General features: G+C 46.9%; 15 protein-coding genes and 3 pseudogenes. All 18 read left to right on the top strand.

Going from position 1 to position 18,694, the window contains the following annotated elements; genetic code table 11:
- Positions 1–16 precede the first annotated feature (16 nt).
- The 18 genes and pseudogenes from yfmF to MMY81_RS14250 all read left to right on the top strand — a co-directional run bounded on the left by yfmF (position 17) and on the right by MMY81_RS14250 (position 18,492).
- Positions 17–1,291: an EF-P 5-aminopentanol modification-associated protein YfmF gene (gene yfmF / locus MMY81_RS14335; protein ID WP_252313451.1), complete on the top strand. Its 1,275-nt coding sequence runs from the start codon at positions 17–19 to the stop codon at positions 1,289–1,291.
- Positions 1,292–2,581 carry an EF-P 5-aminopentanol modification-associated protein YfmH gene (gene yfmH / locus MMY81_RS14330; protein ID WP_252313450.1) on the top strand — a complete coding sequence of 430 codons (1,290 nt, stop codon included), beginning with the start codon at positions 1,292–1,294 and terminating at the stop codon, positions 2,579–2,581.
- Positions 2,574–2,711: a hypothetical protein gene (locus MMY81_RS14325; protein WP_308215328.1), complete on the top strand. Its 138-nt coding sequence runs from the start codon at positions 2,574–2,576 to the stop codon at positions 2,709–2,711. Before yfmH ends, MMY81_RS14325 begins: the two co-directional genes overlap by 8 nt.
- Before the next feature lie 283 nt (positions 2,712–2,994).
- The gene (locus MMY81_RS14320) at positions 2,995–3,306 is read left to right on the top strand and encodes an SDR family oxidoreductase (RefSeq protein WP_256497912.1); all 312 of its coding nucleotides are present in this window, start codon (positions 2,995–2,997) and stop codon (positions 3,304–3,306) included.
- An 86-nt stretch (positions 3,307–3,392) separates the two neighbouring features.
- Positions 3,393–4,166, top strand: a complete 774-nt coding sequence (locus MMY81_RS14315) for a DUF3388 domain-containing protein (protein WP_483882489.1) — start codon at positions 3,393–3,395, stop codon at positions 4,164–4,166.
- A gap of 17 nt (positions 4,167–4,183) precedes the next feature.
- Entirely contained in the window at positions 4,184–5,038 is an 855-nt protein-coding gene (locus tag MMY81_RS14310) for a helix-turn-helix domain-containing protein (RefSeq protein ID WP_252313448.1), read from the top strand.
- 207 nt (positions 5,039–5,245) lie between these two features.
- Positions 5,246–5,824, top strand: coding sequence for a CDP-diacylglycerol--glycerol-3-phosphate 3-phosphatidyltransferase (gene pgsA, locus MMY81_RS14305; RefSeq protein WP_120192204.1), 579 nt, complete (start codon positions 5,246–5,248; stop codon positions 5,822–5,824).
- A 20-nt stretch (positions 5,825–5,844) separates the two neighbouring features.
- Positions 5,845–6,174, top strand: a complete 330-nt coding sequence (locus MMY81_RS14300) for a molybdopterin-binding protein (protein ID WP_252313447.1) — start codon at positions 5,845–5,847, stop codon at positions 6,172–6,174.
- Positions 6,165–7,094, top strand: coding sequence for a CinA family nicotinamide mononucleotide deamidase-related protein (locus MMY81_RS14295; RefSeq protein ID WP_252313446.1), 930 nt, complete (start codon positions 6,165–6,167; stop codon positions 7,092–7,094). Before MMY81_RS14300 ends, MMY81_RS14295 begins: the two co-directional genes overlap by 10 nt.
- A pseudogene (locus MMY81_RS14290) lies at positions 7,081–8,696 on the top strand (DEAD/DEAH box helicase). Before MMY81_RS14295 ends, MMY81_RS14290 begins: the two are co-directional and overlap by 14 nt.
- Before the next feature lie 239 nt (positions 8,697–8,935).
- Positions 8,936–9,982, top strand: a complete 1,047-nt coding sequence (gene recA / locus MMY81_RS14285; RefSeq protein ID WP_120192201.1) for a recombinase RecA — start codon at positions 8,936–8,938, stop codon at positions 9,980–9,982.
- Between the two features lie 135 nt (positions 9,983–10,117).
- Entirely contained in the window at positions 10,118–11,167 is a 1,050-nt protein-coding gene (locus tag MMY81_RS14280; RefSeq protein WP_252313526.1) for a 2,3-butanediol dehydrogenase, read from the top strand.
- Positions 11,168–11,618: 451 nt separating this feature from the next.
- A pseudogene (gene rny, locus MMY81_RS14275) lies at positions 11,619–13,183 on the top strand (ribonuclease Y).
- Between the two features lie 74 nt (positions 13,184–13,257).
- Entirely contained in the window at positions 13,258–14,052 is a 795-nt protein-coding gene (locus tag MMY81_RS14270) for a TIGR00282 family metallophosphoesterase (protein ID WP_120192198.1), read from the top strand.
- A gap of 154 nt (positions 14,053–14,206) precedes the next feature.
- Positions 14,207–14,467 (top strand): stage V sporulation protein S, encoded by a 261-nt coding sequence (locus MMY81_RS14265; protein WP_252313445.1) that lies wholly within the window; start codon positions 14,207–14,209, stop codon positions 14,465–14,467.
- 218 nt (positions 14,468–14,685) lie between these two features.
- Positions 14,686–16,359, top strand: coding sequence for an ABC-ATPase domain-containing protein (locus tag MMY81_RS14260; protein WP_252313444.1), 1,674 nt, complete (start codon positions 14,686–14,688; stop codon positions 16,357–16,359).
- 98 nt (positions 16,360–16,457) lie between these two features.
- Positions 16,458–18,058: pseudogene (gene miaB, locus MMY81_RS14255) on the top strand (tRNA (N6-isopentenyl adenosine(37)-C2)-methylthiotransferase MiaB).
- 2 nt (positions 18,059–18,060) lie between these two features.
- Positions 18,061–18,492 carry a YlbF/YmcA family competence regulator gene (locus MMY81_RS14250; protein ID WP_120192194.1) on the top strand — a complete coding sequence of 144 codons (432 nt, stop codon included), beginning with the start codon at positions 18,061–18,063 and terminating at the stop codon, positions 18,490–18,492.
- Positions 18,493–18,694: the final 202 nt, after the last annotated feature.

Genomic DNA, 18,694 nt, shown 5'->3' with positions numbered 1-18,694 from the left:
AAGGGGCTCAAAGCCAATGGTAGAGAAAGAACAGATTAATACGGGAGCCGCACTCCATCTGCTTCCGACAAAAAAATTCAAAACGACAACGATTCTTCTGCAGATGCTTGCACCGCTTGAGGCGGAAACCGCAACAGAACGTTCCCTGCTTTCCCAGGTATTAAAAAGCGCAACAGCCGACTATCCTTCACGAAAAAGCATCCGATCCCACCTGGATTATTTATATGGGGCCGTTTTTACGACGGACGTAGCCAAAAAAGGGGACTATCATCTGCTGACTTTCCGGCTCGATATTGCCAACGAGCGGTATATTGAACATGCAGAACCACTTTTGGAAGAAGGACTCGCTTTTCTAAAAGGAGCTGTTCTGTCCCCTTATCTGGAAAATGGCATCTTTTCTGAGAAAATTATTGCAGAGGAAAAACGCAACCTCCAGCAGCGTATGGAAGCCGTATACGATGATAAAATCCGCTATGCCAACAACCGCATGCTCCAGCATATGTTTCCGGAGGATCCTTATAGATTACAGGCCCAGGGAGAGCTCGAACGTCTGGAGGCTGTATCAGCCGAGCGCCTGATGACAGTATATGAATCCATGCTGAAAGAAGATAAAGTGGATATGTATATTATCGGGGACGTAGAAGAAACCCAGGCCGCGAAAGCTGCTTCTGCCTTTTCCGTATTTGAAGAAAACCGTCACGTTAAAAAAGCTGCAGGAACCGATTATTCCGTCAGGGAGACTCCTAATCATATAAAAGAAACCGATGATATTCAGCAGGGTAAACTGCATATTGGCTGCCGGGTGCCGGTCTATTTTAAAGATTCTTCGTTTGCTGCCATGCAGGTAGCCAATGCGCTGCTCGGCGGATTTCCTCATTCGAAGCTGTTTTTAAACGTCAGGGAAAAAGAAAGCCTCGCTTATTATGCAGCATCCAGGTACGACAGCCTAAAAGGCTTTGTGACAATTATGGCCGGTATCGAAACGTCCCAGTATGATAAAGCACTCGCTATTATTACAGAGCAGATTGAAGATATGAAAATCGGCCGTTTTACTGAAGACGAAGTAGAACAGACTAAAGGCATGCTCGTCAATCAGCTGCTTGAAACTGCCGATTCCGCAAAGGGCACCGCTGACCTGCTGTATCAGGGCATTGTCGGAGAACGCCAGATATCCATGGATGAATGGATCAGCCAGGTGCAAGCCGTTACGCTTGAAGAAGTAGCCGACTGCGCAGCAGATATTGTAATAGATACTGTATTTTTTCTTCACGGAGAGAAGGAGGACCAATAAATGAACACGCTCGAAAAAAGCACCATTGATGAAAAGCTTTACTACGAAGTACTCGATAACGGCCTGCAGGTGTATATTCTGCCGAAGAAAGGCTTTCATAAAACATTTGCCACATTTACGACGAACTACGGCTCAATCGACAATCATTTTACGCCGATTGGAGGCAGTGAGCCGGTAAAAGTACCGGACGGCATTGCTCATTTTCTGGAGCATAAAATGTTTGAAGATGAAGAAGGGGACGTGTTCCAGACGTTTGGTAAACAGGGGGCATCGTCTAATGCGTTTACCAGCTTTACGAAAACGGCCTACTTGTTTTCAAGCACCGCGCAGACAGAAAAAAATATCAGCACGCTGCTGGATTTTGTACAGCATCCTTATTTTACAGAGGACAGCGTAGAAAAAGAAAAGGGCATTATTGAACAGGAAATCCGCATGTACGAAGATCAGGCGGACTGGCTTGCCTTTTTCCAGCTTCTTGGAGGCATGTATCATGAGCATCCGGCAAAAATCGATATCGCCGGCACGGTAGAATCCATTTACGACATTACGAAAGAAGATTTATATACGTGTTATGAAACGTTTTACCATCCATCCAATATGGCGCTGTTCATTGCAGGTGACGCCGATCCGGAGGCGCTGATGGCTTTAATTAAAGAGAACCAGGCAGGCAAGGAGTTTCCTCCTGCACCGGAGCTGAAACGAATTCTTCCGGAAGAGCCGGCCGAAGCGGCATCTGAAAAGAAGGTTCTGGAAATGAGCGTTAATACGCCAAAAGTGCTCGTCGGCTATAAAGTGCTTCAAGAAAGAACAGGCGAAGATTTAATGCGTTATGAGCTTGCCATGGATCTGCTTATGGATACGCTGATCGGCCCCGGCACAACCTTTTACGAGTCTTTGTACGAGGAAGGTCTGATAGATGACTCGTTTTCCGGTGAGTTTCAGGTAGACCGTTCGTTCACCTTTTTTGTAGCCGGCGGGGACACAGCGCAGCCGGACGAGCTGCAAAATCGTATTACAAGCCTGCTCGAAACGAAAGACCCGGCTGCTTTTGATTCAGACATGTTTGAGCGTATTAAGCGCCGCAACATTGGTACATTTCTGCGCCAGCTTAACAGTCTCGAATTTATGGCAAGTCAGTATACGAGCTATGCCTTTGCGGGAATGGATATGTTTGATACAGCAGCTATGCTGGACTCTATTACGGCAGAGGAATGCCTGGAGTTATGGAAGCAGCACTTCCACGGACCGGAACGCTCCGTATCTCAAGTCATAAAAAAGAAAAATGAGTAGCAGAAAGCCTTTTGTATTAGTTACCGGGGCAAGCGGTGCGATCGGAAGCGCCGCTGCCGTTAAACTTGCCGGGGAAGGGCATTCATTGTTTCTGCACTGCCACAGCGCTTCGGAAAACCATATTGGATGAACTTGCCGAAGCGTGCCGCTTCTATGGGCGGAAGCATATGTAGTCGTGCCGATTTATCAAAAGAAAATGGAGCGGAAACCTTGCTTCAGCAGTGTGCATTCCCCGGTCAGCGGTCTGGTTTTACGCAGCAGGGGCTTCTTTGTACGGGCTCCTGCAGGATGCAGAGCCGGAAGAAATCATGAACCAGTTCCATTCCATTTGATTCAGGCAGTATTCACGTCCCAAAAGCTGCTTCCTTATATGATTCAGGAAAAAAGGGAACGATGGTGTTTATTTCTTCTATCTGGGCAAGCAGCGGACGGCCATGGAAACAATTTATTCCGCTGCTAAAGGGGGAATGGAGGCATTTGTTCGTTCTCTTGCGAAAGAAGCTGCTCCGAGCGGCGTGAAAGTTAATGCAGTAGCTCCCGGAGTAATTGATACTCCCATGAACGTTATTTTTACCGGCGAAGAGCGTGAAGATCTCGTCGCGCAGATTCCGGCAGGGAGAATGGGCCGGCCTGATGAAGTGGCAGAAGCCGTCGCTTTTTTATTCTCGAGCAGCTCGTCGTACATGAATGGCCACATTCTGCAAATAGACGGAGGCTTTTCATAAAAAAGCTTTGTACCGTATTTAGACAAACGTTACAATAACAGTAACCAATCTATATATAGTTCAGTACAGAAAGGCAGGCGGAGACAATGGAACCCAAAGAATGGTATATGGAGTATGAAATTCATGAGAATAGACCCGGCCTTCTCGGGGACATTTCTTCCCTGCTCGGTATGCTCTCTATTAACATCGTAACGATCAATGGTGTGGAAAACAGCCGCCGCGGCATGCTGATCCGCAGCCGGCAGGATGATTCGGTCGTAAGACTTCGCAGCATTATGGAAACGATTGACACCATTACCCTTCGGAAAATCCGGGAACCGAGGCTCCGCGACCGGCTGGCCGTTATGCATGGGCGCTATATTGAGCGGGATGCTGATGATAAAAAAACGTTTCGGTTTGTACGGGATGAATTAGGCCTGCTCGTTGATTTTATTGCCGAGCTTTTCAAAAAAGACCGGCATTATTTAGTTGGTATCCGCGGTATGCCTCGTGTCGGAAAGACCGAATCGCTTGTCGCAAGCAAGCGTATGCGCCAACAAGCGCTGGACATTTATATCGTCCACTCTTCTACGCCAGACGGTAAGAAGCCATCTGGGGAAGATGAAAAAGGAGAAGGGCATATTTATATTATTGACGGCATCGTCAGCATGATGCGGGCGCCCCAGAAGCACAGGGATCTTGTAGACCAGGTGATGAAGCTTCCCTCTGTTAAAGTAGTCGAGCACCCGGATATATTTATCCGTGAGTCCCACTACACGATCCAGGATTTTGATTGTATTATAGAACTGCGCAATGATGAAAGCCAGGTCATTACGTATGACGTAGTGGATTCCGGCTTTTCTTCGTTTGATATTAGTTAAATGATAGGTGGTACAGCATGTCAGAATTAGGAGCTTTTCTGCGAAACAAACGGTTGGATCAGAACATGTCCCTTGATTATCTCCAGGAAGCGACGAAAATTCAAAAACGTTATCTGCTTGCCATTGAAAACGGACAGTATGAAGCTCTTCCGGGCGCCTTTTATGCAAAAGCTTTTGTAAAAAGCTATTCCGAAGCGCTCGGCCTCGATCCGGATGCGGTAATAGAGCAGTACGGAGGAGAGCTTCCGGAAGTCCATCATCCTGAAAACAGGCGGAGATCCCGCATGGATCGTCTTCAGCGCCGCAGGAAAGCGTCCGGAAAGTCCCAGGGCAGACCAACGCTTCTGCCTGTATTTGCGGGTATCTTGTTTCTGGGAATTGTCGGTTTTGGGCTGTTTCTGGCTATTCAGGGTCTGAGCGACAGCGGCGACCAGTCCTCCTCTCCCGGGGACGATCCTGGAGTGCAGGTAGAATCAAACGAAGATCCCGGAGAACCGCCTGCTCCTCAGGAGAATGAACAAGAAGAGGATGCTCCGGCAGAAGAAGACGAAGAAAACGGCAGCCAGCCGGAAGAAGTATCAAGTGAAGGCATGGTAACTACATTTGACGTCTCTGGTATGGAAACGCTGGAAATGGAGCTGACGTTCACCGGTGAATCGTATATCGATACAAAGGATGAGAGCGGCAGTATTATTGACCAGTATGATGGAACCGCTGATATGGACCCTGTCACTCTGGATTATAGTGATCTGGATTATGTTCTCTTGAATATTGGAAATACCTCGGGTGTAGAAATAACCATTAACGGCGAAGCGTTTGAATGGCCGAATGATTCTATTCACCAGAACATTGTGTTTGAAAGAATGGAGTAAAAAGCGCCGCAGCTCCGGCGCTTTTTTTCATCCATTATTTACAGATACGATCTGCCGGTTAAACGAAAACTGAAAAAAGCCCGTCAGACCAGCGGGAAATGTATACGCATCTGCCGCTGGGTGGAGGAATTATGGTACAATAACAACTGACATCATTTTTTTAGATGAGCGCTGTTTAGAAAGAAAAAGAAGAGAGGTAAGCGCCTGATGAACCTTCCTAATAAAATTACATTGGCACGAATAGCATTAATTCCACTGTTTGTGTTTTTCATGTTAATTCCTCCCTGGTTTGGCATGATTGGATCCGGCACGTCCAGTATCCCTGTGTCTCATGTAATAGGCGGTGTTATTTTTATTGTGGCCGCTGCCACCGACTGGCTTGATGGATATATTGCCAGGAAGCACCAGTTGATAACAAGCTTCGGAAAATTTCTTGATCCGCTTGCAGACAAGCTGCTTGTTACAGCTGCGCTGCTTGCATTAATTGATTTACAGCTTCTGCCTTCCTGGATGGCGATCGTGATTTTAAGCCGGGAGTTTGCCGTAACCGGCATCCGGCTTGTAGCGGCTGCCGAAGGGGATGTCATTGCCGCAAGCGGACTTGGCAAATGGAAAACCGTTTTTCAGATGGCGGCCATCACCGTGCTGCTTTTCCATAACCTTCCGTTTAGTTTGATTGGACTTCCGCTTGGCATGGGACTGATGTGGATTGCTGTAATCCTGACTATTGTCTCCGGCGTTGATTATTTTATGAAAAACAGACATGTGATGCTGAAATCCACCTAACAGAAAGAAGGACTGTCTTTATGAATGCAGAAATAATCGCGGTAGGATCAGAGCTGCTTCTAGGCCAAATAGCAAACACGAACGGCCAGCATTTGTCAAAAGAACTGGCAGCTCTTGGTATCAGCATTTTCAGGCATACGGTGATTGGAGATAATACCGCACGGCTTCACGAAGCAATTACCGAAGCTGAAAAGCGGGCGGATCTGGTAGTACTGACCGGAGGGCTGGGACCGACAGAAGATGACCTTACTAAAGATGTGGCAGCAGAGCATGCAGGACGTAAATTAATAGAGCATCCCCCTTCAATGAAAAGTCTCACGCAATTTTTTGAAGAGCGGGAATGGCGCTGACAGAGGCCAATAAGCGTCAGGCTCTATACTTAGAAGACAGCTGTGTGCTGGAAAATCATAACGGGCTTGCCTGCGGGGTAGCATTTGAACAGAACGATACGCATTATATGCTTCTTCCCGGACCGCCTCATGAAATGAAAATGATGTTTGAAAAAGAAGGAAAGCCTTATCTGCTGAAAAACAGAAAGGAAAATAAAGTGATCGAATCAAAAATTTTCCGCTTTACGGAAATTGGAGAATCGACGCTTGAAGCAAAACTTAAAGACATTATAGGATTTCAATCCAATCCAACCATTGCACCGCTTGCTTCAGAAGGAGAGGTCATTATCCGCGTAACAGCGGCCGCTTCCACAGCAGAGGAAGCTGATACGCTGATCGCTGCGACCGAACAGCAGATTCTCGAACGCGCCGGAGAGTACTGTTATGCTGTTGGGGAGAAGCCGTTGATCGAGCTGACGCTCGACCGGTTGAGAGAATCCGGCAAAACCATTGCAGCGGCGGAAAGCCTGACCGGCGGATGGTTTGCCAAAAAAGCGATAGATATAGAGGGTGCTTCAGCCGTATTTGCGGGGGGAGCCGTAGCCTATTCGGCTTCTGCCAAGGAGAAGCTGCTCGGTGTCAAAGCTGAAACAATTGCTTCCTATGGTACGGTAAGCCGGGAGTGCGCTGAAGAAATGGCCGTGAACGTTAAAGATTACATGCAGGCTGATGTAGGTATAAGTTTTACAGGAGTGGCCGGGCCGGATCCGCTTGAAGGGCATCCGCCGGGTACCGTCTGGATCGGACTGGCTGTAGATAATGAAGTAAAAGCCTTTCCGCTTGAACTAAGAGGAAGCAGAAAATTAATCAGGCATTCTGCCGTGTTTCACGGCTATCGACTGTTATGGAAAGAAAAGGTGATAAATAATGACGTTTTTTGATGATTTTTCAATTCGCAGTGAAATAAAACAGGCTGTAAAAGAAATGGGATTTGAAGAACCTTCCCCTATTCAGGAAAAAGCCATCCCGAAAATTCTGGAAAAAATTGATTTAATCGGGCAGGCCCAGACAGGCACGGGAAAAACAGCCGCTTTTGGCATTCCGATTATTAACAGCGTAACGACAGAAAAACACGTTCAGGCTATTATTCTGACCCCTACAAGAGAGCTTGCTATCCAGGTGTCTGGAGAAATTCAAAAGCTGTCCCGCCATGTAGGTGTTCGTACGATGCCTATATACGGCGGCCAGTCGATCGGCCATCAGATCCGGGCTTTAAAAGAAGGAGTCCAGATTGTGATAGGCACACCGGGCCGTGTCCAGGATCACCTCCGCCGGGGCACGCTTGAACTGAATCAAGTGAAAACAGTTGTCCTTGACGAAGCAGACGAAATGCTCGATATGGGATTTGTTGAAGATATTGAGACGATATTAAAAAGAGTAAATAAAGACAGGCAGACCCTGCTTTTCTCCGCCACAATGCCTCCTGCTATTAAGAAGCTTTCCCAGAAATACATGGTAAAGCCGCAGGTTGTATCCATTAATAAAGGAGAAGTAACGGCTCCTTCCATCGCCCAGGTATATTATAAAGTGCTGGAAAAGAATAAACAGGATTCCTTGTGCCGAATTCTCGACAGCCAGGACCCTGAGCTCGGAATAATTTTCTGCCGCACAAAAAAAGGCGTAGCGGAACTAACAGAAGCGCTGCAGGCGCGGGGATACCTGGCGGACGGCCTGCACGGAGATTTAAACCAGGCCCAGCGCGATGCGGTCATGAAAAAATTCCGTGATGCGTCGATCGAATTCTTGTGGCAACAGATGTAGCAGCTCGCGGGATCGACGTACAGAACGTCAGCCACGTAATTAACTATGATATTCCCCAGGATCCGGAAAGCTATGTGCATCGTATCGGCCGGACGGGACGCGCCGGTAAGAATGGTCAGGCGCTTACGATTGTAACCCCGAGGGAGATGAAGCACCTTCGATCTATTGAAGCAGAAATCAAAATGACTATTCCCTCCAGTGAAGTGCCTTCTATTGAAGAAGTGGTCGAAAAGCAGCAGGAATCGTGGAAAAAAATGATTACGGATCAGTTCAGCGAAGAAGAGCACCTGAATTTATTTGATGACCTTACCGATGAATTATTAAAAGAATCCGATCCAAAAGATATTATCCGTGCGTTAATGAAAATGAATTTTTCGGGCTCGCTCGGCGGAAATGACGATGCGTATAACTTCGGGGAAACCGGTGGAGCTAAAGGGATGACGCGTTTCTTTATTAACGTAGGAAGAAACGTTAATATGAGTCCTAAAATTCTGATTGAGGAAATCTCCGAAGCGGTTGGCATTGCCGGCAAAGCAGTGGGCCGCATCGATATTTTTGAAAACTTTACGTTCGTAGAAGTGCCGGATGACGTTGCGCCGTTCGTATATGAATCTCTGCGCTATTCCAGAATTAATGGAGCGAGGGTAAACCTTGAGCCGGCAAAACCACGGCCGAAACGTGCAAATACGTCTCCCCGTCCTGCTGCGCGACAGACAAAATAGTACCGGGCTGCCTGCATCGAAGCAGGCAGCTTTTCCATTAGCCGCCGTTACTGCCCCTCTGGAAAAAATAATAAAAAAAGCGAATGGATGTTCGCAAATTAGTTGGCAAACGGAACAAAAAAGGGTATGATGTATTTAGCGATAAAGTGCAGCAGCGATTCACCAGCGTTCCTTCTTTTTTCCAATAAATCGGGGGAGGCATTGGAAAAAAACAGCATTTAATAAAAAGGAGAGATCATATGAATGATAGAAAAGCCGCGCTCGACCAGGCGTTGAAAAATATTGAAAAGCAGTTTGGAAAAGGATCCATAATGAAAATGGGGGAGCAGACCGACCGCCGCGTATCCACTATTTCAAGTGGTACACTGGCAGTTGATATTGCCCTTGGAGTAGGCGGGTACCCGCGCGGCCGTGTTATTGAAATTTACGGACCGGAATCTTCAGGTAAAACAACAGTTGCCCTTCATGCGATTGCAGAAGTGCAGCGCGGCGGCGGCCAGGCGGCATTTATCGATGCAGAGCACGCGCTCGATCCGGCATATGCAGCCAAGCTTGGCGTCAACATTGATGAACTTCTTCTGTCCCAGCCGGACACAGGGGAACAGGCGCTTGAAATAGCAGAAGCACTTGTACGAAGCGGCGCGGTCGAAATGATCGTTGTTGACTCCGTAGCAGCGCTTGTACCAAAAGCAGAGATTGAAGGAGAAATGGGCGATACCCACGTTGGTCTTCAGGCCCGCCTAATGTCTCAGGCGCTTCGTAAACTATCCGGTGCGATCAGCAAGTCAAACTCGATCTGCGTATTTATTAACCAGATCCGTGAAAAAGTCGGCGTTATGTTCGGAAGCCCGGAAACAACTCCAGGCGGACGAGCGCTTAAGTTCTACTCTTCCGTACGCCTTGACGTAAGACGCGCGGAAACGCTGAAACAGGGAAATGAAATGATCGGTAACAAAACGAGAATTAAAGTCGTAAAAAATAAAGTGGCACCTCCGTTTAAAGTAGCAGAGGTGGACATTATGTACGGCGAAGGAATTTCCCGTGAAGGCTCGGTGCTTGATATTGCAGCCGAACTGGATATCGTTCTGAAAAGTGGTGCCTGGTATTCCTATGAAGGCGAACGCCTCGGCCAGGGACGCGAAAATTCCAAGCAGTATTTAAAAGAGCATCCGGAAATATTGAATGCAATCGAGCGGCGTGTCCGTGAACACCACAATTTAACCATCACACCTGAAGAAGATGTGAAACAGGAAACAGAACCGGCTCTTTCTCTCGAAGACGAATAACGATACGCTCAGAAAGCACTGTCCACAATGGACGGTGTTTTTTTCATGAATGTGACATGGCTCACAGGCAGCATCCGCCGTATCGGCTACACTAATAAAAGAACCACTATTTTTATTTCGACAAGGAGGAATAAAATGAAGGCAGCGTTATGGCATAAAGCCAAACATGTTACCGTGGAAGATGTAGAGGAGCCGGCGGCAGGTGCGTATGAAGTTAAAATTAAAGTGAAATGGTGCGGAATCTGCGGAAGCGACCTGCATGAATATCTGGCAGGACCTATTTTTATACCTGTAGAAGCACCGCATCCTATCAGCGGGGACAAAGCACCTATTATTATGGGACATGAATTCGCAGGAGAAGTGGTTGAAGTTGGCGAGGGTGTAACGAAAGTAGTGCCGGGCGATCGGATAGCGGTTGAACCGATTCTGGCTCCTCATGAAAAAGGCTCCTATATAGATGAAAAGTATAATTTATCTCCATTATTAGGGTTTCACGGTCTGTCAGGAGGAGGCGGAGGTTTTTCGGAATATACGGTAGTAGGAGAACACATGGTGCATAAACTGCCTGAAGAACTCTCCTATGAGCAGGGAGCGCTTGTCGAACCGGCGGCAGTAGCGTTGCACGCGGTGCGACGGAGCAGTTTAAAAGCCGGCGACACGGCCGCTGTATATGGCACTGGACCTATCGGCCTGCTTGTGCTGGAAGCGCTGCGGGCTGCAGGAGCTTCCAAAGTATTCGCTGTTGAGGTGTCCGACTCTCGTAAAAAAATGGCAGGAAGCCTTGGCGCTCACGTTATTGATCCGACTGAAACAGATCCGGCGGCCGAAATTCAGCGGCTCACAAATGGAGGAGTGGATGTTTCTTTTGAAGTAACCGGAATACCGAAAGTGCTGAATCAATGTATTAACAGCAGCCACAGTGGAGGAGAAACGGTAATTGTAAGTATTTGGGAATCAGAGGCGTCGATTTCCCCGAACGATCTTGTCATAAAAGAAAAAACAGTAAAAGGAATTATTGCCTACCGCCATGTGTACCCAGCTGTGATGGAATTAATGAAACAAGGGTACTTTAAAGGTGAAACCATGGTTACAAACAAAATTACGCTTGCTGAAGTCGTGGTACAGGGATTTGAACAGCTCGCTCATGATAAAAGCCAGATAAAAATTTTAGTCAGTCCCGAATAACCGCTTTATTATTTTTAATGAAGGATGCCTCCGTGCAAAGGAAGCATCCTTTTCTGCCTGCCTGAAGAGAACGTATGATCTTTTTTTCCTTTCATGCCTTAAAGAATGAAATGGCATACATAAAGCCCCGGGTATCGAAGAAACCGTCTGAAATCCTTATAAGATAAGGGTTTCAACGATTACAATATCTTGACATGTATCTTTCATAAGGATACAATTAAGTAGCAGATACCGAATAAAGCGTCCGGAAGATGTCTGGTATACGTCTTTTGGAAGGTTTTTGGTATCTTACCGTTTCATGCATAAAAGTACAATGAAACGCTTTTTTCTTTTCTGGATAAAAAAACAGTAAAAGCATGCCCGTCAGGCATGTGAAGATTGAAATGAAGAAAAGGGCATTCTCCTGGAGGTAACAGGAGGCAAAACTAGATAGCAAGAGGAGGTGACAAGTATGGATAATATCTTACTCATCTCCATTTTGCTTATTGTCGTTGCAGCTTTAAGTGGATTTGCAGGCTATTTTGTACGTCGTTCTATTGCAGAAGCGAAGATTTCTAGTGCAGAACAGGCAGCTAAAAATATCGTGGAAGATGCAGAGCGAAAAGCAGAAGCCAGCAAGAAAGAGGCTGTATTAGAAGCGAAGGACAAGGCTCATCAGCTTCGCGCTGAGGCGGAACAGGATGTAAGAGACCGACGGAATGAAGTGCAGAAACAAGAATCGCGTCTGTTGCATAAAGAAGAAACTCTGGACCGTAAAAGTGAAACCCTGGATAAAAAAGAAGAATCGTTGGAAAGAAGAGAGGAAACTCTCGCTGATAAACAACGACAGGTGGACGATAAAAACAGCAAAGTGGAGGAGATTTTATCTCAACAGCAGGAAGAATTAAATAGAATTTCCGGCTTGACCCGCGAAGAAGCGCAGGATATCATACGCCGCGATGTCGAGAAGGAACTGCAGCATGATCTGGCCGTACTCGTCAAAGAAGAAACGGCCCGTGCGAAAGAGGAAGCAAACAAAAAATCCAAAGAAATACTTTCGCTTGCCATTCAGCGCTGTGCAGCAGATCACGTCGCGGAAACAACCGTGTCGGTAGTAAACCTTCCAAATGATGAAATGAAGGGACGTATTATCGGTCGTGAAGGCCGTAATATCCGTGCTCTTGAGACATTGACGGGAATTGATCTTATTATTGATGATACGCCTGAAGCTGTTATTTTATCCGGTTTTGACCCTATTCGAAGAGAAATTGCCCGTACAGCTTTAGATAAGCTTGTACAGGACGGGCGCATTCACCCGGCCCGCATTGAAGAAACGGTAGAGAAATCCCGCCGTGAAATCGATGAAATGATCCGGGAATACGGGGAACAGGCTACCTTTGAAATGGGTATTCACAACCTGCACCCGGATTTAATAAAAATTCTCGGACGTCTGCGCTATCGTACAAGCTATGGACAAAACGTCCTGAAGCACTCTATGGAAGTAGCCCATTTAACGGCTATGATGGCTGCAGAGCTTGGAGAAGACGAACATCTGGCACGCCGCGCCGGCCTGCTTCATGACATCGGTAAAGCGATTGACCATGAAGTGGAAGGAAGCCACGTTGAAATCGGCGTAGAACTTGGTCAGAAGTACAGGGAAAATAGTGTGGTTATTAATAGTATCGCTTCCCACCACGGTGATACGGAAGCAACTTCTGTTATTGCGACACTTGTAGCCGCAGCGGATGCGCTGTCAGCAGCGCGTCCCGGGCAAGACGTGAGACGCTTGAAACGTATATCCGCCGTCTGGAAAAGCTCGAAGAAATTTCAGAGTCTTTTGAGGGCGTGGAGAAAACCTATGCTATTCAGGCCGGACGTGAAGTCCGCATCATGGTAAAACCAGAAATTGTAGATGATGTGGTAGCCCACCGTCTGGCACGTGATATCACAAAACGGATTGAAAATGAACTGGATTATCCGGGACATATCCGGGTAACCGTTATCCGTGAAACAAGAGCAGTAGAGTATGCTAAATAAAGCGGCGGCAGCGCCGCTTTATTTTTTTCGTTAAATAATACGCTGAAAGTTTGAAAGAAAAGAGGACGTGTAGAATGAAATTATTATTTGTAGGGGATGTGGTCGGCTCTCCCGGCCGCAAAATGATTACGGAGTATCTGCCGAAATTAAAGAAAAAATACAAGCCCGCCGTGACGATCGTAAATGGGGAAAATGCTGCCGGTGGACGCGGTATTACAGAGAAGATATACAAAGGCTTTTTGGAAAGCGGAGCCCAGGCTATTACGATGGGGAACCATACGTGGGATAATCGGGAAATTTTTGAATTCATCGGGAATGCCCCGCGGCTGGTGAGACCCGCTAACCTTCCTGCAGGCGTACCGGGAGTCGGCTGTACGTATGTGAAAATAAATACGCTCGAAGTCGCCGTGATCAATTTGATTGGACGTACGTTTATGCAGGCAAGCGATGATCCTTTTCAAAAAGCAGAAGAGCTGATCGAGGAAGCCAGAGCGAGAACCCCTTTTGTTTTTGTTGATTTTCATGCAGAAGCAACGAGTGAAAAGCAGGCGATGGGCTGGACGCTCGACGGAAGAGCAACAGCTGTTGTCGGCACGCATACCCACGTCCAGACCGCGGATGAAAGAATTCTGCCGGAAGGAACAGCTTATTTAAGTGATGTAGGAATGACCGGCCCGCGTGACGGCATACTTGGAATGGAACGGGAAAGCGTTCTTTATAAATTCAAGACCGGCCTGCCGGCTAGGTTTGAAGTGGCGCAGGGACGGGAACAATTAAGTGCAGTCCTTATTGATGCAGACGATAAAACCGGACGTGCCGTTTCCATTAAACGCATCCAAATAGACGAGGATCATCCATTCTTTGAATGAAGCACCGGAGGGTTTTTCCCCTCTATATTTAATTGTCAAAATCCTTTGATTTTTTAAAAAACAGTTACCAGAAAAAGGAGGATTTTTCCGTTCTTCTCTTGAATACTATTAAAACAATGGTCCAGGCTTTAACCCACACAAGGAGGTACTATTAATGGAAGTATTAAAAGTATCAGCCAAGTCAACCCCAAACTCTGTAGCAGGTGCCTTAGCCGGTGTAATTAGAGAAAAAGGAGCAGCAGAAATTCAGGCGATAGGTGCAGGCGCCATTAACCAGTCTGTAAAAGCCATTGCTATAGCCCGTGGATTTGTTGCACCGAGCGGTATTGATTTAGTATGTATCCCCGCTTTTACAGATATTGTTATTGACGGGGAAGAGCGGACGGCTATCAAACTCATAGTAGAACCAAGGTAACTGGAAAACAGGGCGCTGGCGTCCTGTTTTTTACGTCCTTCGTGCTTCCTATTTCCAGTGCAGGTTCGTAAAAGCAGGCAGCCTTGATTTTTTCTGTCCCGGGCTCTATCATGGAGGAATAGACAACATTAGTTACGGAGCCGTATATAAAAGGCAGGCACCTGAAAATCAGGTGCCTTTTCTGTGCCTGTTATTATTTTAAGGAGGAAACGATATAGATGCAGCAATTAAAAAAGCAGCTACAGCGGATTGATAAAAAAGGCTATAAAGCCTATAACGATATAAAAGGATCTTATACATTTGAAGGATTTACACTCAAAGTGGATCATGTGCAGGCGGATCCTTATGCTTCACCATCCAAAGTACGGGTGGTCATCTCCCTGAAAGATCTCGGTATTGGGAAAGATGAACAAACGACTCCTTCCCGTAAAACAGCAGTGATTGACTATTTCGCTGAGCGGATGATGAAAGAGCTCCGCAGCGGAAAAGACCAGGGAGGAATTTTAATTGATGGCCCGGGACAGGAGGTCATGGATCGTACCGCTGTAAAAATCAGCGCCGGCGAACTGGAAGTAAGGCTTTCGGTACACCTGCCGGCAAAAGGACGCACTATAATGGGGAAACAGGCGGAAGAACGGTTAACCGGAAGGCTTCCGGCTGCCGTGAAAAAAGCGGTTCATCAATTTGAACAGAAAAGCCTGAAAGAAGCGCTGGAACTTGCTGATCAGCAGGATGAAATCCGCCGTTATCTAACAGAAAACAAAGCAGCCGGATTTATTGCAAACGGGTCCGTTCTTCCCCGGGAGAGCGGCATCAGCAGCCGTCCAATGAAAAGCGCAGAAGCCCGCACGTTTCAATCTCCGCCCTCCATGGAAGTGACGATCCCGCTTCCCCACCGCAGCCCAATTTCCGGAATGCTGATAAAGGAAGGCGTAACGCTTATTACCGGAGGCGGCTATCACGGCAAAAGCACCCTGCTCGAAGCAATCGAAAGCGGCGTATATAATCACCGCCGGGGAGACGGACGCGAATATGTGATCACGTTGGCCGATGCAGCAAAAATAAGGGCTGAAGACGGACGCAGTGTGACCCGGACGGATATTTCCATGTTTATATCCAACCTGCCAAATAAAAAAAACACGGCTCAATTTACAACAGAAAATGCAAGTGGCAGTACATCCCAGGCCGCAAATATTATGGAAAGCCTGGAAGCAGGGAGCCGCTGCCTGCTGATTGATGAGGATACAAGTGCCACGAATTTTATGATCCGTGACAGCCGCATGCAGGAGCTCGTTCACAGCAGAAAGGAACCGATAACGCCATTTGTATCAAGGGTTCGTCCTTTGTACAAAGAACACGGTGTTTCTACGATATTAGTTGTCGGCGGCACCGGGGATTATTTCAGTAAAGCGGATACGGTTCTGATGATGGATGAGTACATTCCGTATGATGTAACAGAAAAAGCCCACCGGATTGCTGAAAAAGATCTAAGAGAAGAACCCGAAGAAAGCGCTGCTCCGCTCCCTGCCGGCCGGAAAATACAGTGGAACAGTTTTGATGCAAGCCGGGGCAGGAAAACGAAGGCAGGCGCAAAAGGGCGCAGCACGATTATGTATGGAAAAGAAACAATTGATATTTCCAGCGTGGAGCAGATTGTCAACACGAGCCAGACAGAAGCAGTGGCCCGGATAATCCAGGCACTTGAAAAGCATTTTGCTTCCCGCGCGGTGTCGTTTGAGGAAGCGTTCCGCTATATTGATAAAATCTATAAAGAAAAAGGACTCGACGGCTTTTCCATTCATGAAGGCGTTCATCCGGGAGAAATGGCCCTTCCTCGGACGGTGGAAATCGCTGCTGCCGCCAATCGCTACCGCAGGCTCCGCACCGAGTAGTCGGAGCTTCTATACAGCGCGGCGTTAATATACTACAATGTATAAAGAAGAAAGCTATAAGCCTTCCTTGAAGGAACAGAGAGAAAGGAGAGGGCGTAATGAACGAAGACCAGAGAAAACAACAGCTCAACGAATCACCCTCATATAATCATGACAAAAAGGATACACCACAGAAAGACTACAGCGCCTATTTTGACTTTTCGAGCGCTTCCATAGAGGAAAAAGAAGGTCGCCAGTATATGAAAATCGGCGGCCGCAGCATTCAAATTAACGAACAGCCCGATTTTAAAAAGGGGAAAAAGCGCGGCAAAGAAGAAGTGGAAGTTCAGTATGGCTTCAACGTCCCCGAAGAAATGCGCCAGATGGGCCGTGGGAAAAATATTTAATCCGCACGTATGGCTGCCAGATGAATGTACATGATACCGAAAATATGTCAGGTATCCTCGAAGAAATGGGCTTTACAGAAACATCGGAAACGACAGAAGCAGACGTTATCTTTTTAAATACGTGCGCGATCCGCGAAAATGCCGAAAATAAAGTGTTTGGAGAACTCGGCCATTTAAAACCGCTTAAACTGGAAAAACCGGAGCTTATTATCGGCGTATGCGGCTGTATGTCCCAGGAAGAAACCGTCGTAAATCGTATCCTTCAAAAGCATAACCATGTGGATCTTATCTTTGGTACACACAATATTCACCGGGTGCCTGAACTGCTTCAGGATGCTATTTTAGGAAAAGAAATGGTCGTTGAAGTATGGTCCAAAGAAGGCGATGTTGTCGAAAACATGCCCCGCAAACGCGCTGGAAAAACACAGGCATGGGTAAACATTATGTACGGCTGTGACAAGTTCTGTACATACTGTATTGTGCCTTATACAAGAGGAAAAGAACGAAGCCGGATGCCGGAAGATATTATTCACGAAGTCCGGGATCTGGCCAGACAGGGCTATAAAGAGATTACGCTTTTGGGCCAGAACGTAAACGCCTACGGCAAAGATCTCGAAGGCAACTACCGGCTGGGGCATTTAATGGATGACCTGCACAAAATTGATATTCCGAGGATTCGCTTTACGACAAGTCATCCTCGTGATTTTGATGATCATCTGATCGAAGTGCTCGCCAAAGGCGGCAACCTCGTCGAACACATTCATCTGCCCGTACAGTCCGGAAGCAGTGAAGTGCTGAAGCTGATGGCCCGTAAGTATACGAGAGAGCAGTACGTCGAGCTTGCCGGCAAAATTAAAGCAGCTATTCCGCACGCCTCGTTTACAACGGATATTATCGTCGGCTTTCCAAACGAAACGGACGCCCAGTTTGAAGAAACGATGTCGCTCGTAGAGGAAATGGATTACGATATTGCCTATACGTATATTTATTCCCCAAGGGATAATACACCGGCTGCAAAAATGGAAGACAACGTCCCAATGGAAGTAAAAAAAGAGCGGCTTGCCCGCCTGAATAAGCTCGTCAACGATATTTCTGCACGCCGCAATGCTGAACTCGAAGGTAAAGTGGTCGAAGTGCTGATTGAAGGCGTCAGCAAGAAAAACGAAAACGTCCTATCCGGTCGTACGAGAACAAATAAAATGGTCAACGTAGCCGCGCCGTCAAGCTGCATCGGCCAGGTCATTTATACGAGAATTACAGAAGCAAAAACATGGTCCCTAAACGGAGAGCTTGTAGAAATGGCGGAGGTGTAACGATGGAACAGCAGTATGCAACAAAAGCAGACGTGCTGGCGAAAGCCAAAGAACTGGGATCTATGATCGCAGAGACCGAAGAAGTCGATTTTTTCAAGCGCGCAGAAGCGCAGATCAATAAAAACCTGCGTGTGCAGGAACTGATCGGAAAAATAAAAGCCAAACAAAAAGAAGCGGTAAACCTGCAGCACTACCAAAAGCACGAGGCGCTGAAAGAAACAGAGCGTGAAATTGATGAGCTGAATGCAGAAATTGAAAGTATTCCGCTCGTCGTGGAGTTCCAGCAGAGCCAGACAGAAGTAAATCATCTGCTGCAGCTCGTCTCCACGTCTATTTCCAATACGGTGACAGATACAATTATTGAGTCAACGGGTGGAGACAAGCTGCAGGGTACGACAAACCATAATCCATTTATGAATATCACAAAAAAGTAAGCTGCATTTTGTTCAAAGGGCCGGCCGGCGTTTATTAACCTAAACGCCGGCTGCTTTTTCATTATAGATCAAAATAAAACATTATTATATAATTTCACAAACCATAGTAATTTTTAAACAAGAGGCTTCCTTCGTTTAGGGGAAGGAATCAGCTATGCTATAATAAAACAGATATAAAGCGATTGAAAAGCTGGAGGAATGA

The organism is Sinobaca sp. H24, assembly GCF_023845525.1.
The sequence above is the reverse complement of the archived record's forward strand: the minus strand, read 5'-3'. Positions and strand labels throughout refer to the sequence as shown.